Source organism: Demetria terragena DSM 11295 (assembly GCF_000376825.1).
Taxonomy (GTDB): Bacteria; Actinomycetota; Actinomycetes; order Actinomycetales; family Dermatophilaceae; genus Demetria; species Demetria terragena.
Genome location: NZ_AQXW01000003.1, coordinates 13748 through 29126 on the forward strand (window position 1 = coordinate 13748; position 15379 = coordinate 29126).

General features: G+C 65.9%; 16 protein-coding genes. 6 read left to right on the top strand and 10 right to left on the bottom strand.

Annotated features, from left to right (window positions below):
• The first annotated feature begins 23 nt into the window (after positions 1-23).
• From F562_RS0101930 to F562_RS0101945, 4 genes are read left to right on the top strand one after another with little or no spacing between them, the layout of a single operon-like run.
• Complete coding sequence (locus F562_RS0101930; RefSeq protein WP_026180928.1) at positions 24-1322, top strand: thymidine phosphorylase; 1299 nt, start codon at positions 24-26, stop codon at positions 1320-1322.
• A 47-nt stretch (positions 1323-1369) separates the two neighbouring features.
• Positions 1370-1726 carry a cupin domain-containing protein gene (locus F562_RS0101935; protein WP_018155230.1) on the top strand — a complete coding sequence of 119 codons (357 nt, stop codon included), beginning with the start codon at positions 1370-1372 and terminating at the stop codon, positions 1724-1726.
• A 2-nt stretch (positions 1727-1728) separates the two neighbouring features.
• Positions 1729-2850 carry an adenosine deaminase gene (locus F562_RS0101940; protein WP_018155231.1) on the top strand — a complete coding sequence of 374 codons (1122 nt, stop codon included), beginning with the start codon at positions 1729-1731 and terminating at the stop codon, positions 2848-2850.
• On the top strand, positions 2847-3335 hold the full coding sequence (locus F562_RS0101945) for a MarR family winged helix-turn-helix transcriptional regulator (protein WP_018155232.1): 489 nt from the start codon (positions 2847-2849) through the stop codon (positions 3333-3335). The genes F562_RS0101940 and F562_RS0101945 overlap by 4 nt, the downstream gene beginning before the upstream one ends.
• 13 nt (positions 3336-3348) lie before the next feature.
• Here F562_RS0101945 and F562_RS0101950 read toward each other — a convergent pair whose 3' ends face one another.
• Positions 3349-4206 carry an RDD family protein gene (locus F562_RS0101950; RefSeq protein ID WP_018155233.1) on the bottom strand — a complete coding sequence of 286 codons (858 nt, stop codon included), beginning with the start codon at positions 4204-4206 and terminating at the stop codon, positions 3349-3351.
• A gap of 22 nt (positions 4207-4228) precedes the next feature.
• Here F562_RS0101950 and F562_RS0101955 point away from each other — a divergent pair, with 22 nt between their 5' ends.
• Entirely contained in the window at positions 4229-5224 is a 996-nt protein-coding gene (locus tag F562_RS0101955; protein ID WP_018155234.1) for a stage II sporulation protein M, read from the top strand.
• Positions 5225-5241: 17 nt separating this feature from the next.
• On the opposite strand, the gene F562_RS0101960 is transcribed toward F562_RS0101955, so the two are convergent.
• The 9 genes from F562_RS0101960 to deoC all read right to left on the bottom strand — a co-directional run bounded on the left by F562_RS0101960 (position 5242) and on the right by deoC (position 14655).
• Positions 5242-6537, bottom strand: a complete 1296-nt coding sequence (locus F562_RS0101960) for a DUF58 domain-containing protein (RefSeq protein WP_018155235.1) — start codon at positions 6535-6537, stop codon at positions 5242-5244.
• 49 nt (positions 6538-6586) lie between these two features.
• Positions 6587-7630 carry an AAA family ATPase gene (locus F562_RS0101965; RefSeq protein ID WP_018155236.1) on the bottom strand — a complete coding sequence of 348 codons (1044 nt, stop codon included), beginning with the start codon at positions 7628-7630 and terminating at the stop codon, positions 6587-6589.
• On the bottom strand, positions 7627-8805 hold the full coding sequence (locus F562_RS0101970; protein ID WP_156822477.1) for a DUF4350 domain-containing protein: 1179 nt from the start codon (positions 8803-8805) through the stop codon (positions 7627-7629). Before F562_RS0101970 ends, F562_RS0101965 begins: the two co-directional genes overlap by 4 nt.
• Positions 8802-9485: a DUF4129 domain-containing protein gene (locus F562_RS19990; RefSeq protein WP_018155238.1), complete on the bottom strand. Its 684-nt coding sequence runs from the start codon at positions 9483-9485 to the stop codon at positions 8802-8804. Before F562_RS19990 ends, F562_RS0101970 begins: the two co-directional genes overlap by 4 nt.
• An 18-nt stretch (positions 9486-9503) precedes the next feature.
• Positions 9504-10421, bottom strand: a complete 918-nt coding sequence (locus tag F562_RS0101980) for a DUF7847 domain-containing protein (protein ID WP_018155239.1) — start codon at positions 10419-10421, stop codon at positions 9504-9506.
• Positions 10422-10703: 282 nt separating this feature from the next.
• Positions 10704-11297 carry a uridine kinase family protein gene (locus F562_RS0101985; RefSeq protein ID WP_018155240.1) on the bottom strand — a complete coding sequence of 198 codons (594 nt, stop codon included), beginning with the start codon at positions 11295-11297 and terminating at the stop codon, positions 10704-10706.
• 22 nt (positions 11298-11319) lie between these two features.
• Entirely contained in the window at positions 11320-12210 is an 891-nt protein-coding gene (locus tag F562_RS0101990) for an aldehyde dehydrogenase family protein (protein ID WP_018155241.1), read from the bottom strand.
• Positions 12207-13670 carry an aldehyde dehydrogenase family protein gene (locus tag F562_RS0101995; protein ID WP_018155242.1) on the bottom strand — a complete coding sequence of 488 codons (1464 nt, stop codon included), beginning with the start codon at positions 13668-13670 and terminating at the stop codon, positions 12207-12209. The genes F562_RS0101990 and F562_RS0101995 overlap by 4 nt, the downstream gene beginning before the upstream one ends.
• A 19-nt stretch (positions 13671-13689) precedes the next feature.
• Complete coding sequence (deoC, locus tag F562_RS0102000) at positions 13690-14655, bottom strand: deoxyribose-phosphate aldolase (RefSeq protein WP_018155243.1); 966 nt, start codon at positions 14653-14655, stop codon at positions 13690-13692.
• 18 nt (positions 14656-14673) lie between these two features.
• On the opposite strand from deoC, the gene F562_RS0102005 reads away from it, so the two are divergent.
• Positions 14674-15312: a PH domain-containing protein gene (locus F562_RS0102005; RefSeq protein ID WP_018155244.1), complete on the top strand. Its 639-nt coding sequence runs from the start codon at positions 14674-14676 to the stop codon at positions 15310-15312.
• Positions 15313-15379 lie beyond the last annotated feature (67 nt).

Sequence of the window (15379 nt, forward strand, 5' to 3'; positions counted from 1 at the left end):
TCGGCGGTGACATCATGGTCACCATGAGCGAACCTTTCGATGCTGTTGACCTCATCCGCGCCAAGCGTGATCGGCGCGCGCTATCCGGTGAGGAGATCGATTGGCTCGTTGATGCCTATACCCGCGGTGCGGTCGCGGATGAGCAGATGTCCGCGCTGGCGATGGCCATTCTCCTCAATGGCATGCAGCGCAAGGAGATCGCGCGGTGGACCGGGGCCATGATCGCCTCGGGTGAGCGGATGGAGTTCTCCTCGCTGGCCCAGCCCACGGCTGACAAGCACTCCACCGGCGGTGTCGGAGACAAGATCACGCTGCCGCTGGCGCCCTTGGTGGCGGCCTGCGGGGTCGCCGTGCCACAACTATCCGGCCGGGGACTGGGGCACACCGGCGGCACGCTCGACAAACTCGAGTCGATCCCAGGCTGGCAGGCAGCTCTGTCTAACGCGGACATGCTGGCGCAACTGGACGAAGTCGGAGCGGTGATCTGCGCGGCGGGTGATGGGTTAGCCCCCGCCGACAAGAAGTTGTATGCCCTGCGTGATGTCACCGGAACTGTGGAGGCGATTCCGTTGATTGCCTCCTCGATCATGAGCAAGAAGATTGCCGAGGGCACCGGGGCACTCGTGCTCGACGTCAAGGTCGGCTCTGGTGCCTTCATGAAGGACGTGGCGCAAGCCCGCGAGTTGGCCGAGACGATGGTCGCGCTCGGCACCGATGCTGGCGTACGCACTTCAGCCCTGCTGACCGACATGTCGACTCCACTCGGCTTGACCGCGGGCAACGCGATGGAGGTCAGGGAATCCGTCGAGGTGCTCGCAGGCGGTGGGCCAGCCGATGTGGTCGAACTGACGGTTGCGCTGGCGCAGGAGATGCTGGACGCAGCCGGAGTTGAGGCAGACCCGGCGCAGGCCTTGCGTGACGGCCGCGCGATGGACGTCTGGCGTCGGATGATCGCCGCGCAGGGTGGCGACCCCGACGCCGAGCTGCCAGTCGCCCGCGAGACCCAGACCATCACCGCCGAGCGTGATGGCGTCCTCACCCGACTGGATGCGTTGCAGGTCGGGGTGGCTGCGTGGCGCCTGGGCGCGGGCCGCGCCCGCAAGGAAGACCCGGTGCAGGCCGGGGCTGGCGTTCAGTTGCACGCCAAGCCGGGGGATCCGATCCGCGCCGGCCAAACCTTGCTGACCTTGCACACCGACACCCCGGAGCGCTTCGCGCGGGCGCAGGAGGCGCTGGTCGGGTCGTACGACATCGCTGAGGCCGCAGGCGAGTCCACGCCCTTGGTGTTGGACCGGATCGGGAGCGCCCAGGGTGGAAGTTGACCCCGATCAGTGAGCGCGAGCGGCCGACGCACCCTTAGAGTCGGGTTGTGCCTGAACTCAACGTAGAACCCGTCCAGATTCCCGTTCCTGGTGGCAAGATCATCTCCGAACACGTCGGAGCCGCCAGCACCGGACACGCTGCTGTCTCGGTGGCACACATGAAGGCGCCGCCTGGGTGGGACGAGCCGTTCCAGACGCCGGAGTTCGACGAGATCACCGTGGTGTTGACCGGCACGGTGCTCGTGGATCACGACGGTGGCCAGCTGGAGGTGTCGGCCGGGCAGTCGGTCGTGACGCGCGCGGGGGAGCGGATTCGCTACTCCTGCGGTCCAGCTGGAGCCGACTATGTTGCTGTATGCCTGCCGGCGTTCACGCCGGACACGGTGAATCGTGAAGGAGAGTGACGATGCGTCCCGAGATCGTGGCCCTGCCCAAGGTCCTGTTGCACGACCACCTTGATGGTGGACTACGCCCGCAGACGATCGTCGAGCTGGCCGCGGAGACTGGCTATGACCGGCTGCCGGCTCATAATGCCGATGAGTTGGGGGTGTGGTTTCAAGAGAGCGCCGATTCCGGATCGTTGGTGCGCTACCTGGAGACCTTCGAGCACACCGTAGGCGTCATGCAGACCGAAGCCGCGCTGCATCGAGTCGCCTCGGAGTGCGCGCAAGACCTGGCTGCCGACGGAGTGATCTACGCCGAAGTCCGTTATGCGCCAGAGCAGCACCTGTCTGCAGGGTTGTCCCTGGAGCAGGTCGTGGAGGCTGTCAACAGTGGATTCCGGGAGGGGGAGCAGAAGGCAGCACAAGCCGATCACCCGATCACCGTGGTCGCGCTGCTGACCGCCATGCGGCACGCAGCAAAATCGACCGAGATCGCTGAGCTCGCGGTGCGCTATCGGGACCAGGGCGTCGGCGGCTTCGACATCGCGGGCGCCGAAGCCGGACACCCGCCCACCCGACACCTGGACGCCTTCGAGTATCTGCGGCGCGAGAATGCCCACTTCACCATTCACGCTGGCGAGGCCTTTGGGCTGCCGTCCATCTGGGAAGCCATTCAGTGGTGTGGCGCCGACCGACTCGGCCACGGCGTACGCATCATCGACGACATGATGCTGGGCGAGGAGTCGCTCGCAAGCGTAAACGCTCCAGGAGCGCTCGATCCGTCCGATGTTCGCCTGGGGCGGTTGGCGTCGTATGTGCGGGACCGGCGGATCCCACTGGAGATGTGCCCATCCTCCAATTTGCAAACGGGAGCTGCGGATTCCATTGCAGGACACCCCATTTCGCTCCTTAAGCGAATGCGATTCCGGGTGACCATCAACACCGACAACCGACTCATGAGTGGTACCTCGATGAGCAAGGAGTTCCAATTGCTGATCGATGAGGCGGGTTGGAGCATTGAGGATCTGCGGTGGGCGACGATCAACGCGATGAAGTCGGCCTTCCTGCCGTTCGAGCATCGGTTGGCGATCATCGATGAAGTCATCAAGCCCGGCTATGCGGCGCAGGAGGGGAGAGCCGGGTGACGGCAAAGAGCGTCGAGGTTCGCAGGGCCGAGACCCCGCAGTGGTTAGCGCAGGCGCCGGGTTTCGTCGTTCGCAAGTTGTACCAGTCCTACACCGCAGCCTGGTGGCGCAGCGTCGGTACGGGCCTCACGGGTCCGCAGTACGCCGTCCTGGCCGTGTTGGAAGAGCACAACGGCTCCGACCAGATCTCGGTGGGTGCGGCGGCGGCACTCGACGCCTCCACGATGGTCGATGTGGCGCGGCGCTTGGAGGGACGTTCACTGATCGTTCGGTCCCGTTCGCCCATCGACGCGCGCCGTAAGGTCGTGCAGATCACCGCGCTGGGAGAGGCTGCGTTGGCCAAGACCCGAGAACAGGTGCGACCACTCGATCGGGAACTATTCGCGCACGCACCTCGCCGTCGGGCTGAGATCATGGCCGACTTGGACGCGTTGAGTGAACGCTGGGCCGATCTGGTGACAGAACTCGGATCCGCGCAGGACTGAGTCGCGGCTGAGGCTAGAGCCGGTCGGCCGGCAGGAACCGGTTCCGGATCTCATGCTCGCTCTGCAGGCGTTGCTCGTCCCGGCGACGTCGTTCCGCCAGGATCGCGGCCAGGACGGCATCGGCGGGTGCGCTGTGGGGTGGGGCTGGCGAGACCAGGGGGAGAGTCCTGTTCAGCAAGTCCTGGGTGACAGCCGTCCGCGCCGTGGGACTCAAGGTCGACTGGCGTTCCAGCACCTGGCGGATAGCCAGCGCGAGACCGTCGGGCAGCGGAGCCATATCAGCACCGGTCGCCCAGCGCTCTAGTCCCGGTGGCATGGTCGCTGGGAGCTGCAACTTAATGTGTGTTGCCTCCCGGACGACATAAGTGCCGGCGGCAAGGTCGCCAATGCGACGTCCCTTGCTTGTGCTCATGGCCGACACCAAGGCCGGAACACCACTGAGCGCATAGATCTCGACATAACCGACCAGTCCTCGGACGAGTGCGTGCCGAAAGACGATGGGTCCGCCGTCGTCGCGGACCGTCCGCGTCTTGGTGATCAGGTGGCCCAGGCTCAACCCCCGCGTGGCGGTCTGAATGGCCACGGGGAGACCGACGAACCAGAAGACGGTGGCGAGCAGAATCAGGGTGCCGATCAAAATCTCCGACGGAGCAATACCGGTGGTGCCAAAGGCATTGGCCATGAGCCACAACGAGCCCCAAAACCCGACATAGCCCTGAATGAGGTCGACCAGGCCGGAGCCGATGCGCTGCGGGAGCGAGGCCGGTGGAATGTCCAGGAGCACGGCTTCACCGGTGACGAGTTCTTCGCGCTCGGCGCCACGCAGCGGGCGGAATTCCTCCGCCGGCGCCTCGCTCGGTGCATTGCTCATAGGGAGAGCCTAAGGTGAAGGCGTGGACTTGGACGCATACATCGGGGCACACCGGGCTGAGTGGGAACGGCTTGATGAACTGTCCCGTCGCCGGAAGCTCTCGGGGTCTGAGGGCGATGAGTTGCTGGACCTGTACCAGCGCGTCGCCACCCACCTCTCGCAGATCCGTTCCAGTGCCCCGGACCCCTCCGTCGTGCAATATCTCTCGACCGTGCTTGCCCGGGCCCGCAATAAGGCGACGGGCGCGCGTACCAACTCGTGGCAGGATGTCGCGCTGTTCTTTACCGAGCGCTTCCCCGCGGCGCTCTATCACGCTCGGTGGTGGTGGGGGATCACCCTGGTGGTCAACCTGGTGGTTGCCTTCGCGGTCGGCTGGTATGTCATGCGTAACCCGGCGGTGCAGTCGGCCTGGGTCCCCGCTTCTCAGGTCGACCAGCTGGTCAATAGCGACTTTGAGAGCTACTACTCCGAAAATGCCGCGCAGGACTTCGCCCTACGCGTGTGGACCAATAACGCCTGGATCGCAGCGATCTGCGTTGCGGCCGGTCCGCTGGGCTTCCCGGTGCTGTACATCCTCTGGGAGAACATCGTCAACATTGGCGTGATGGGCGGCATCATGGCCGCCAATGGCAAAGCATCCCTCTTCTTCGGGCTGATCCTGCCGCACGGTCTCCTCGAACTCACTGCGGTATTCGTGGCCGCAGGTGTGGGTTTGCGGGTGTTTTGGTCCTGGGTCGAGCCCGGCCAGCTGACTCGTGCGCAGAGCCTGGCGGCGGCCGCTCGCTCCAGCATGATGATCGCTCTGGGCATGATTGTCGTGCTGCTCATCAGCGGCATCATCGAAGCGTTCGTGACACCGTCACCCTTGCCCACCTGGGCCCGCATCAGCATCGGAGTGCTCGCCGAGGCGGCATTTTTCGCGTACGTCTTCATCCTCGGTCGGACAGCGGCGCTAGCGGGTGTCACCGGCGAACTCGAGAAGCAAGACCAGTCAGCCGCGCTTCCCGCCGCGGCCTGAGCGGGACGGCTCGGAGGTCAGAGCAGGCCCTGACGTTTGAGGAGCAGGTAATGGTCGGCGAGTTGGACCGGGAGGTTCTCGGGGTCGGCATCCAAGACGGTGACCCCCAATCGCGCGAAGGCCTCGGCAGTGCGCCCCTTGAGGGCCAGGGTGCGTTCGGCGGCTGCGGCGTCGTAGGACTCGGGGCCGTCCTCGCGCTGCTGTGCCATGGAGGTGACCGATGGGTCAGCGACGGAGGCGATGACGACCCGGTGGTGCTGAGCGAGCACCGGCAGGTGGGGGAGTAGCCCCTCCTCCAGTGCGGCAGGCTCTAGCGGGGTCAACAGAATCACCAAGGCCCGACGCCGGGACGCCGCGGTGACGGCTCCGGCCAACGTGGACCAATTTGCCTCGACCAGGGCCGGTTCCAGGGGTGCCATCGCGGTGACAAGTTGGTGCAGCAACTCGTGGCGATTGGAGCCACTGGAGACGCGGGCCCGGATCTGGCGGTCACCAGCAATGAGCTGAATGCGATCTCCGGCGCGGGAGGCCAGCGCTGCCAGCAGCAAGGCGGCGTCCATCGCTGCGTCCAGGCGCGGGATGTCGTCGACTCGTCCAGCGGAGGTACGCGAGGTGTCGAGAACCAGGACGATGCGTCGGTCGCGTTCGGGCTGCCAGGTGCGCACGACGAGGTGCTGGCGCCGGGCGGTGGCCCTCCAGTCGAGCGAGCGTACGTCGTCACCTTCGACGTAGTCGCGCAGCGAGTCGAACTCAGTGCCTTGTCCCCGGGTGCGCACGGCCGATCGCCCGTCGATCTGGCGGAGCGCTGCGAGCCGGCTGGGGAGGTGCTTGCGCGAGTGGAAGGGCGGGAGCGAGCGGATAGTGCCTGGCACCGAGCGCGAATGTTGTCGTCCCGCAACACGCAGGGGGCCAAGGCTGCGCAGCGTGACGGCGGACGCTTTGCGGTCGCCACGACGGGTGGGGCGCAGGGTGGTGGTGAGACGGCGCTGTTCCCCGCCCGGAAGGTCGAGCCGGTGGCGGTCGTCTGCGGCACCTGCCGAGGGCTGCCAGGCATCGCGCAGGACACCACGCATACGTCGACGGCCAGGGTTGCGCACCAGCAGGGTGGTCGATCCAGCTTCGCCGAGTCGTACCTGGCCGTCTGGGTCCCGGCCGATCAGCGCAGTACGCGGGCTCGCCGCGAGCACCAGGTCGATCACGACTGCCACGAGCACCAGAAGCGTCCACCAGGCAACCGTGGCCGCCGAAGGCCACACCACGACAGGGAGGATGCCAAGCGCCATGAGCGCGGCCGCACGCCAGGTCAGTGCCATGGGCTCTCCTGCGTTGCGGATCCGCGAGTCAGCGGTGCTGGGCGCGACCTCATCGGGGTACCGGCACCGACCCAATCGCGGAATCCAGAATCGATCCGACGCCGACGCCTTCGAGTTCGGCTTCCGGTTTGAGCGAGAGCCGGTGGGCCAGGGTCGCCTGGGCGAGGGCCTTGACGTCGTCGGGGGTGACGTAGGCGCGGCCACTGAGCCACGCCCACGCGCGCGACGTGGCCAAGAGGGCCGTCGCGCCGCGCGGGGAGACGCCAAGCGCAAGGGAGGGTGAGTGGCGCGTCGCACGGGCAATGTCGACGATGTAGGCGCCGATCTCAGGTGCGACTTGCACCTGTTTCACGGCGTGGGCGCCCGCAGCGAGTTCGGCGGGCCCAGCCACCGCGGTGATGCCGGCTGCGGCGAGATGACGAGGGTCGAACCCGCTCGCATGCCGCTGGAGAACCTGAAGTTCTTGATCGCGCTCGGGCAGGGGAAGCACAATTTTGAGCTGGAACCGGTCTAGTTGCGCCTCGGGAAGCGGGTAGGTGCCTTCGTACTCGACGGGGTTCTGGGTCGCCGCGACCATGAACGGATCCGGTAGGGCGCGCGGCTCGCCATCCACAGACACCTGACGCTCTTCCATCGCCTCCAACAAGGACGACTGTGTTTTGGGCGGCGTCCGGTTGATCTCGTCGGCAAGGAGCAGGTTGGTGAACACCGGGCCCGGTCGGAACTGGAAGTCGGAGGTCCGGTTGTCGTAGACCAGAGAGCCGGTGATGTCGCCCGGCATGAGGTCCGGAGTGAACTGCACTCGCTTGGTTTCGATCGACAGCGCTGCCGCCAGGCTGCGCACCATGAGCGTTTTCGCGACGCCGGGCACGCCTTCGAGCAGGACGTGTCCGCGGGTCAGGAGACCGATGATCATCCCAGTGACGGCCGCGTCCTGGCCGATGACCGCTTTCCCGACCTCGCGTCGGACGGCCAAGAGTGCCTCGCGTGCCTGTGCTGAGCTGTCCGGATGCGCGACGGGTGTCGCCTGCGGCAACCGCGTGTCGGGACGTGGCTGGGTCGGGCCGTTGGCCGGTGGCTGGTGGTCGGTCATCGTGGTCGAATCTCTCTCTCGAGGTCGTGCAACTGGCGCGCCAGAGTGGACAGTTCGGACTCCGAAGTGGGTGGGCGACCCCGGAGCAGATGGTTGATCTCGCCTTCGTCACGATGAGCAGCGATGGCAACCGCTGAGATGAGTTCTTCCCGGTCGCGGTTCACCCGAAGGTAGGTCGCCAACCGCCTCGTGGTCGCCGAGCGAAGCACGATGCTGGCGCGTTCTAGGTCACCGGCCCGCCGGTAAATCTGTCCGCGGGCCCGCGTGGTTTCGTCGGCGCGGACTACGACCGGAAGGGGTTCGGTGACGAGTTTTCCGAGACGGCGACCGCGAGCGATCATCATGAGCGCTATCGCCATCAGGGCGATGCCCCATGCCGGCGCGACCCATTCTGGGAAGCGTGCAGGTGGGGCCTTGGCGTAGTCGATGTCGGCGACCCCGACATTCCACCAGATGAGCCGGTCGTGGCCGCCGAGTGCTCGCAGGCCCAGTGCGGCGTTGTCGCCCTCTTCAACGGCACTGTTCATGATGACGTCGGTAGAACCGATGGCGATCACTTCGGGACGATCATCTGTTGCGGGCGCGTGCAGCAGCGTCCCGGATCGGTCTCCTCCGGTCACGGAGCCGGAGCTTTCGGGGAAGCAGACGGTCAGATCGGAGGACGCGCCGCGGGGCGCGTAGCGGCGGCCGCCGGCTTCGAGGCTCAGGCCACGCGCGAGGGGTAGATCGCATGACGCTGGCGAGGCGAACCCGAGACCACTGCCTCGAATATCTGCCTCGATGCCGAACGGCGCCAAGGCGCTGGTGTCCGGGCGGATCAGGACGATCCGGTCGACCTCGTCGGTGGCGGTTCGGAATCGTTCCCAGCCCGAGGACCCTAGGCGGTTGGGGTTGGTGACGACCACCGTCGTGCCGGACGTCAAGGACTCCTCGTCCAGGGCATCGGCGGTCGTGGGCGTGCGTACGGTCACCCCTTGTTGTTCGAGGACCCTGGCCATTGCTTGCGCGCCTTCGGGCTGCGCATTGCGCGGGCTGAGTGGGTCCTCGCTGGAGGCATTGCGCATGTTCAGGAAGGTCAGGATCGCCAAGACGACAACGATCGGGACCACCCACCACAGGAGACGTTTGGAGGGGAGTCGACGTGGTGGCGCCGGAGCGAGGGCTGTGCTCGTCATGGCGCCCACCGCCCTGGGGCGACCAACTGAATTTCGTCGTCGTCATCGCCGTGCACCGGACGTGCCTGGCTAATTCGTCCGTCGAGTTCGCGCACGGTGGTGCTGTGCCCGGCTCCCACCTTCCGCCCGCCATAGCGGACCTCATCGAAGACGGTGGCAGCCTGCCGCAGTGCTTCCCGTTCGTGAGGGAATCGGGGCGACAGCACGCGAACGAATTCGTGAGCGGTCCGTCCGGGGGAATCACCGAGCAGCGCCCGTTCATCACCCGAACGGATGATGGCCCGAAACCAGTCCAGGAGCGCCGCGCTGTGCTCGTTGCGGGACTCGGCTTCCCGTGCCCGCTGCCGGTACTCAGCGGCCGAGAGGTCGGCGTCATCGAAGACCGCGTCCGCCTCGTCTGCGCCACGGCGGACTCTGCGGCTCGATCGAATTCGCGTCGTGGCGTAGACGATTGCCGCGAGCAGGGCCAACACGGCCAGGACCAGGATCACCGTGGCAAGGGGGCCGGCACCCTCTCCCGCAACTCCCTCGAGTCGTTCGGTCAGCCAGCCCAGAACGGTGTCGATCAGCGACTTCTTTTCCAGGTACGGCAGTTTGGCCAACTCATCACCCAGGAGTCGACGTCCCTGCTCACCAGTGGGGTCAAGGGGTGGGTCGGCGGGGTGCATCACGGGCAACATCACGGTCAATGCTGAGGACTAAGTCGTCGGAGTCTGTTGTGCGGCGGCCATCAGGGTGACGTCGAGTGCTTCCTTGCGGATGCGCTGGTCGATGTACATCAGGCCGGTGACGGAGGACATGAACGAGGAGGTCAGCATCATGAGCAGAAGGAAGAACGCGGCGGCCAGGGCGATCAGGATGACGGCCAAGACCACGAGTGCCGCTCCGCCCCCGTCGGCAGCTAGCACGCCACCCACGCCGATGATGCCCGCGATGATCATCAAGACGGTGAAAATCACCTGAACCACAAATTGGGTCAGAAGAATGATGCCGAAGGTTCGCCACCACTGTGCGCGGGTCAGGGCCCAGGAGCGTTTGAGACTCGCGATCGGATTCACTCGCTCAAGGACGGTCGCGGGCGCGGCGAAAAGGGTCTTGATGTAGAGATACAGGATCCCCAGGAGCCCCGCGATCACGCCAATCGTTGCAAGTGACCCGCCACCTACGCCGCCGATCGCTTCGCCGACCACGACGGCCATGACGATCAGGAGGAAGGGGATGGCCAGGACGAGCGCCGTCAACAGGCCGACGCCGAGTAACGCCCAGATGCGTCCCTTGATCTTGCGCCACACCTGGCCGATCGTGGCTCGGTGGCCCAGCACCGCTTCGGACACCACGACCGTGACCATTCCGGACAGGAGCAGCGATCCCAGGCTGAGGACTAAAAAGGTGCTGTCGGAGCTGTACTGCAACATGGTGCGAACGACGCCGTCACCAGGGTCGAAACTCTCTAGCGCGATCGCCAGCGCGACGATCGGTAGGGCCAGGATGAGGTTGACCAGCAAAGACAGCCCGAGCGTCGCCCCCGGGTTGCCACGGATCGTGCGCATGGCGCCGGACATGATGTCGCCAACGGTCAGTGCCCGCAGCGGGATGACCCCCGGTTGCGGCGCCATGGGGAGCGGGGCGGCGGGGTAGTACTGCTGTTGTGGATATGGCTGTTGTGGATATGGCTGTTGGGGGTATGGCTGGCCGTAGGGGGGCGGGTAACCCTGTTGGGGGTACTGCGGTTGGGGGTACTGCGGTTGGGGATGCGGAGGTGACCCTTGGGCGGAAGATTGCTCGCCACCAGGGGTAGCCCAGTCTTGCGGTCCTTGTGCTGGATCGCCGTATCGTCGGGGGTCCTGCCCGCTCGGATTTGTCACCCTCGCCATTCCTTCCGTCTCCTACGGATGACCCTAGCCGCCACGCAGCCAAACCTCGGCTTCACCGGGCCGCGCGGGTCGAGCGCCAAGGGTGGACTGGGCCTGGACGATGCCCGCCTCGGCAGCGCGTAGGCGAAGGCCTCGGCGCAGCAGAACGGGCGGGGGCTTGCGTCGCTCGGCAAGGTCCCGCAGCAGCCGGCGACCGAAGGTCACCCACGGGTCTTGGCGAATGCAGTAGGCGGCGTGTAGCACTCCCCGCTGCTCCAGAGGGGCAATGGCGTGCGCGGCGAAGATTCCCTCGGCTAGCACGTGAGGTGAGCGAGACGCGTCGATGTGCGCCGTGCCGACCACGGCGGAGGTGCTGATGGCGTACTGGGGAACGGTCGTGTGCCCCTGTGCGCACAGCGTGGCGAGCGCATCGACCGCGGTGTCCAGGTCGAAGGAACGCAGGTCGTCCCAGTCGGGAACGCCCATGTCGGTCATCGGCAGACTTGGATCCCCGGCCTCCTTGTAGAAGTCATCAAGGCGAACGATCGGCCACCCGTGCTCCTGGCTGAGGCGTTGGGCAAGCCGAGACTTGCCCGCTCCGCTGGGACCGCTCAACAAGACCACCGTGCGCCCGGTCACGAGGTGCCTCCCTGATGGGCGATCAACGACCCTTGGGGTGCCAGACCGTCTTCGTCTCCACGAAGCTGCGGATCCGGCCCAGGTCGGGTGCTGCCGTCCAGTCTGGCTCGCGCGCGGTGGCGCCCTCGCCTGCAGGGCGTACGACTCGGGTCAGGGTCTCGGCAGCAGCGGCCTCTAAGTCACCCCAGGCGATGCCGGCGGCGTCGGCCGCGCCGGTGAGGTCGATCGCGTTGACGTCGCGGTGGGATGCCAGCCAGGGCGCCATTTCTGCGGTGCGACCGGAGATGATGTTGACCACGCCGCCGGGCACGTCCGAGGTGGCAAGAACCTCAGCCAGTGAAATTGCTGGGGTGGGGCGGTCTTCACTGGTGATGACCACCACGGTGTTGCCCGTCACGACGGCGGGCGCCACGACTGAAACCAGTCCGAGCAGCGAACTGGCTTGTGGCGCAAGGATTCCCACGACTCCGGTTGGTTCTGGTGCAGAGATATCGAAGTACGGTCCCGCGACCGGGTTGAGGCCACCGAGCACTTGGGCGACTTTGTCTGACCAACCGGCGTACCAAACCCACCGATCGATCGCGGCGTCGACGGTGGCCCGTGCGCGAGCGGCGGTGAGGCCCTCGGCGGCCTGGACCTCGGCCACGAACTGGTCGCGGCGCCCTTCGAGGACTTCGCCGACGCGGTAGAGCACTTGTCCGCGGTTGTATGCCGTCGCGCCGGCCCAGCCTGTCTGGGCCCCTCGAGCCTTGGTCACCGCATCGCGGATGTCTTTGCGTGATCCCATGGCTGCGTTAGCCAAGAAGTTCCCCTTGGCATCCACAACCTCATAGGAGCGCCCCGACTCGCTGCGTGGGAACGCGCCGCCGATGTAGAGCTTGTAGGTCTTTCGCACATCGAGTCGCGGGCTCATGCCGCACCTCCCTCGTGGTCTGAATCGCGCAGATAAGCAGCCAATCCGTGCTTTCCGCCCTCGCGTCCATAGCCGCTCTCTTTATAACCGCCGAACGGGGACGTCGGATCGAAGCGGTTGAAGGTGTTGGCCCACACCACGCCGGCTCGGAGTTGGTCGGCCATCCAGAGGATCCGCGACCCCTTCTCCGACCAGATACCCGCCGAGAGGCCGTACGGCGTGTTGTTGGCTTTGGCCACGGCCTCCTGTGGCGTACGGAAGGTGAGGACGGACAGCACCGGTCCGAAGATCTCCTCGGTCGCGATGCGGTGAGCCTGCGACACATCGGTGAAAACCGTTGGTGCAAACCAGAACCCGCGGTCGGGGAGTTCGCACGGGGCGGACCATCGGGTAGCCCCTTCTGCTTCGCCAGCAGCGGACAACTCGGTGATCTTGTCGAGCTGGGCACGGGAGTTGATGGCGCCGACGTCGGTGTTCTTGTCGAGAGGGTCGCCGACCCGCAGCGTGCCCATGCGGCGCTGCAATCGGCGAATGACCTCATCGGCTACCGATTCCTGCACCAAGAGCCGAGAGCCGGCGCAGCAGACCTGACCCTGGTTGAAAAAGATCCCGTTCACGATGCCTTCGACCGCTTGGTCCAAAGGTGCGTCGTCGAACACGATGTTGGCGGCCTTGCCACCGAGTTCGAGGGTGACCCGCTTGCGGGTGCCAGCCACCGTCTTGGCGATCTGGCGGCCCACCCCGGTCGACCCGGTGAAGGCGATCTTGTCGATGCCGTCGTGCTCCACGATCTGACGGCCGGTGTCGCCCGCTCCGGTCACAATGTTGACGACGCCCGGGGGGAGTTCGGCCTGCTGGCATATCTCGGCAAACAACAGGGCGGTCAGTGGCGTGGTCTCGGCAGGCTTGAGGACCACGGTATTTCCCGTGGCCAGCGCCGGAGCGATCTTCCACGCGAGCATGAGGAAGGGGAAGTTCCACGGGATGACCTGGCCCACCACGCCCAGGGACTTCGGGACGCCGTGAGTGCTGACCCCGGCGTACTCCAACTTGTCCGCCCAACCGGCGTGATAGAAGAAGTGCGCCGCGGCGGTCGGGATGTCGACGTCACGCGCCTCTTTGATGGGCTTGCCGTTGTCGAGGGTTTCCAGGACAGCCAACTCGCGGGCGCGTTCCTGAATGATGCGGGCAATGCGGTAGATGTACTTTCCCCGCTCGCTACCGGACATCCGGCTCCACACCCGCGTGTAGGCAGTGCGGGCCGCTTTGACGGCGGCGTCGACATCGCTGGCGTCCGCGCACGCTACCTCGGCGAGGTTTTCCTCGGTTGCCGGACTGATCGTCTTGAACGGCTCGCCATGTCCGTCCACGAATTCACCGCCGATGAACAAGCCGTACGACGACTTGAGCGAGACGATGGCTGTTGACTCCGGCGCGGGAGCGTAATCAAATTTCGGCATAGTCAATCGTGCTTTCCGGCTAGTCGATCGTCACGTAGTCAGGACCGGAGTAGGCGCCGGTCGCCAGCTTTTGCCGCTGGAGTTGCAGGTCGCCCAGCAAACTTGAGGCGCCGAACCGGAACCAGTCCGGGCTCATCCAGTCATCGCCGAGGATTTCCTGCACCATGACGAGGTACTTGAAGGCGTCCTTGGTGGTGCGAATGCCACCGGCGGGTTTGACGCCGATTTGCTCCTCCGTCAGGTCGCGCCAGTCGCGTACGGCCTCGAGCATGATGAGGGTGACTGGCAAGGTCGCTGCCGGCGAGATTTTGCCCGTCGAGGTTTTGATGAAGTCCCCACCGGCGAGCATGGCGAGCCAGGACGCACGGCGAACGTTGTCGTAGGTCACGAGCTCACCGGTCTCCAGGATGACCTTGAGGTGCGCATCACCGCAGGCTTCCTTCACCGCGACAATCTCGTCGTAGACATCGCGATAGCGTCCGGCCAAGAAGGCACCCCGGTCGATGACCATGTCGATTTCGTTGGCGCCGGCCTCCACCGCATCGCGGGTGTCGAGCAGTTTGACTGGCAGGCTGGCGCGTCCCGAGGGGAAGGCTGTTGCCACCGCAGCCACGTGAATGGCGCTGTCACCCAGGGCGTCCCGGGCGATGCCCACCATGTCGTTGTAGACACAGACGGCAGCGACGGGTGGCACGTCGGGGTCGCCCGAGTCTGGATGCATCGCCTTGGCGACCAGCGAGCGCACTTTGCCGGGTGTGTCCGCACCCTCCAAGGTGGTCAGGTCGATCATGGAGATGGCCGTATCGATCGCCCAGGCCTTACTGGTTGTCTTGATCGATCGGGTGCCGAGCGAGGCGGCCCGCGCCTCGCATCCGACCTGGTCGACGCCTGGCAATCCATGGAGCCAGCGGGTCAGCGCGGTGTTGGTCAGGGCCGAGACCCCGAGGAGGTCTCGCGCCCGCGACGTTGCAGTTGAAGCACTCACCGGTGCAGCCTATCCGGCATGGCCCCCTCTGAACCGCAGGATCCCCGACCGCGCGCTCGCACCTTCCGACAGAGTTCGGCGACGGTCTCTGGCATCGTGATCTTCACGGTCTGCGCGATCTTTGCCATCTCGGCAGTTCCGCCATTTTTTGACGGGACGGGAGGAGCCGGATCGGTGCTGCTCCCGTTGGGGGTGGCGTGCCTGGTTTGGGTGGTCCTGCTGCGACCCTGCGTGAAGCTGAACGCCGAAGGCGTGGAGCTGCGCAATGTCGTCCGCAATGTTCTGGTCTCCTGGTCGGCGGTCGATCTGGTGGAGGCGCGCTGGACTCTTGCGGTGGTGACCAAGGAGGGCCGGGAGTTCAAGTCCTTCGCCATCAGCGCTCAGCGACCGAAGCGAGGGCAGGTGCCGGATGCGGGGGTGGGGACCAAGGTCCTGGGCTCGTTCACGCCGGCCTCGCCTGATCATCTCGACCATCGCTCGGGTTCAGCGGGCGCGGTGGCCGAGCGGCTGCGCTCCCTGATTGAGCAGTATGACCGGGGTGTGAAGGACGGCGTCGTGGAGCAGGTCGAGCCACGAACCGAGGTCCGACCGGCTTACCTGGCCATCGCGGTGAGCGTCGCGGCGGTCGCACTGATCGTGGTGTCCATCGTGCTCTGAGGGCAGCCAATTCCTGCCGCCTCCCACACGATCGTGCCTTCACCCCGCAGACTGTGGCCTAGGACGG

Coding starts and splice junctions, on each gene's coding strand:
- F562_RS0101930 (WP_026180928.1), top strand. CDS start 24: ATGAGCGAACCTTTCGATGCTGTTGACCTCATCCGCGCCAAGCGTGAT.
- F562_RS0101940 (WP_018155231.1), top strand. CDS start 1,729: ATGCGTCCCGAGATCGTGGCCCTGCCCAAGGTCCTGTTGCACGACCAC.
- F562_RS0101950 (WP_018155233.1), bottom strand. CDS start 4,206: ATGAGCAATGCACCGAGCGAGGCGCCGGCGGAGGAATTCCGCCCGCTG.
- F562_RS0101960 (WP_018155235.1), bottom strand. CDS start 6,537: ATGGCACTGACCTGGCGTGCGGCCGCGCTCATGGCGCTTGGCATCCTC.
- F562_RS0101965 (WP_018155236.1), bottom strand. CDS start 7,630: ATGACCGACCACCAGCCACCGGCCAACGGCCCGACCCAGCCACGTCCC.
- F562_RS0101970 (WP_156822477.1), bottom strand. CDS start 8,805: ATGACGAGCACAGCCCTCGCTCCGGCGCCACCACGTCGACTCCCCTCC.
- F562_RS19990 (WP_018155238.1), bottom strand. CDS start 9,485: ATGTTGCCCGTGATGCACCCCGCCGACCCACCCCTTGACCCCACTGGT.
- F562_RS0101980 (WP_018155239.1), bottom strand. CDS start 10,421: ATGGCGCCGCAACCGGGGGTCATCCCGCTGCGGGCACTGACCGTTGGC.
- F562_RS0101990 (WP_018155241.1), bottom strand. CDS start 12,210: ATGAGCCCGCGACTCGATGTGCGAAAGACCTACAAGCTCTACATCGGC.
- F562_RS0101995 (WP_018155242.1), bottom strand. CDS start 13,670: ATGCCGAAATTTGATTACGCTCCCGCGCCGGAGTCAACAGCCATCGTC.
- F562_RS0102005 (WP_018155244.1), top strand. CDS start 14,674: ATGGCCCCCTCTGAACCGCAGGATCCCCGACCGCGCGCTCGCACCTTC.